This window comes from Streptomyces sp. NPDC048295, from assembly GCF_040652135.1.
Taxonomy (GTDB): domain Bacteria; phylum Actinomycetota; class Actinomycetes; order Streptomycetales; family Streptomycetaceae; genus Streptomyces.
On sequence record NZ_JBEZLL010000075.1, the window covers coordinates 1 to 2328 of the forward strand.

A 2328-nucleotide genomic window follows, 5' to 3' on the forward strand; every position below is an offset into this window, starting at 1 on the left:
AGGGCGTTTCAGTAGCACGCTCAAGACCCGAAGCGGAGTGATCTAGCCATGGGCAGGTTGAAGCGGAGGTAAGACTTCGTGGAGGACCGAACCCACCAGGGTTGAAAACCTGGGGGATGACCTGTGGTTAGGGGTGAAAGGCCAATCAAACTCCGTGATAGCTGGTTCTCCCCGAAATGCATTTAGGTGCAGCGTCGTGTGTTTCTTGCCGGAGGTAGAGCACTGGATAGGCGATGGGCCCTACCGGGTTACTGACCTTAGCCAAACTCCGAATGCCGGTAAGTGAGAGCGCGGCAGTGAGACTGTGGGGGATAAGCTCCATGGTCGAGAGGGAAACAGCCCAGAGCATCGACTAAGGCCCCTAAGCGTACGCTAAGTGGGAAAGGATGTGGAGTCGCAGAGACAACCAGGAGGTTGGCTTAGAAGCAGCCACCCTTGAAAGAGTGCGTAATAGCTCACTGGTCAAGTGATTCCGCGCCGACAATGTAGCGGGGCTCAAGCGTACCGCCGAAGTCGTGTCATTCGTATATTAATCCCCAACGGGAGTACGGATGGGTAGGGGAGCGTCGTGTGCCGGGTGAAGCAGCCGCGGAAGCGAGTTGTGGACGGTTCACGAGTGAGAATGCAGGCATGAGTAGCGATACACACGTGAGAAACGTGTGCGCCGATTGACTAAGGGTTCCTGGGTCAAGCTGATCTGCCCAGGGTAAGTCGGGACCTAAGGCGAGGCCGACAGGCGTAGTCGATGGACAACCGGTTGATATTCCGGTACCCGCTTTGAAACGCCCAATACTGAGCCCATTAATGCTAAGTCCGTGAAGCCGGCCCGATCTCTTCGGAGTTGAGGGTAGTGGTGGAGCCGATGAACCAAGGTGGTAGTAGGTAAGCGATGGGGTGACGCAGGAAGGTAGTCCAGCCCGGGCGGTGGTTGTCCCGGGGTAAGGGTGTAGGACGCACGGTAGGCAAATCCGTCGTGCATATAAGTCTGAGACCTGATGCCGAGCCGATTGTGGTGAAGTGGATGATCCTATGCTGTCGAGAAAAGCCTCTAGCGAGTTTCATGGCGGCCCGTACCCTAAACCGACTCAGGTGGTCAGGTAGAGAATACCGAGGCGTTCGGGTGAACTATGGTTAAGGAACTCGGCAAAATGCCCCCGTAACTTCGGGAGAAGGGGGGCCATTCCTGGTGATTGGATTTGCTCCATGAGCTGGGGGTGGCCGCAGAGACCAGCGAGAAGCGACTGTTTACTAAAAACACAGGTCCGTGCGAAGCCGTAAGGCGATGTATACGGACTGACGCCTGCCCGGTGCTGGAACGTTAAGGGGACCGGTTAGCTGACTTTCGGGTCGGCGAAGCTGAGAACTTAAGCGCCAGTAAACGGCGGTGGTAACTATAACCATCCTAAGGTAGCGAAATTCCTTGTCGGGTAAGTTCCGACCTGCACGAATGGCGTAACGACTTCTCGACTGTCTCAACCATAGGCCCGGTGAAATTGCACTACGAGTAAAGATGCTCGTTTCGCGCAGCAGGACGGAAAGACCCCGGGACCTTTACTACAGTTTGATATTGGTGTTCGGTTCGGCTTGTGTAGGATAGGTGGGAGACTTTGAAGCGGCCACGCCAGTGGTTGTGGAGTCGTCGTTGAAATACCACTCTGGTCGTGCTGGATGTCTAACCTGGGTCCGTGATCCGGATCAGGGACAGTGTCTGATGGGTAGTTTAACTGGGGCGGTTGCCTCCTAAAGAGTAACGGAGGCGCCCAAAGGTTCCCTCAGCCTGGTTGGCAATCAGGTGTTGAGTGTAAGTGCACAAGGGAGCTTGACTGTGAGACCGACGGGTCGAGCAGGGACGAAAGTCGGGACTAGTGATCCGGCAGTGGCTTGTGGAAGCGCTGTCGCTCAACGGATAAAAGGTACCCCGGGGATAACAGGCTGATCTTCCCCAAGAGTCCATATCGACGGGATGGTTTGGCACCTCGATGTCGGCTCGTCGCATCCTGGGGCTGGAGTCGGTCCCAAGGGTTGGGCTGTTCGCCCATTAAAGCGGTACGCGAGCTGGGTTTAGAACGTCGTGAGACAGTTCGGTCCCTATCCGCTGTGCGCGTAGGAATATTGAGAAGGGCTGTCCCTAGTACGAGAGGACCGGGACGGACGAACCTCTGGTGTGCCAGTTGTTCTGCCAAGGGCATGGCTGGTTGGCTACGTTCGGAAAGGATAACCGCTGAAAGCATCTAAGCGGGAAGCCTGCTTCGAGATGAGTATTCCCACCAACTTGATTGGTTAAGGCTCCCAGTAGACGACTGGGTTGATAGGCCAGATGTGGAAGCC

The 2328-nt window shown here is 55.9% G+C and carries 1 rRNA gene; it reads left to right on the forward strand.

The features are described from left to right. Positions 1-2328 (forward strand): 23S ribosomal RNA (locus AB0D53_RS41620); the annotation flags it as partial.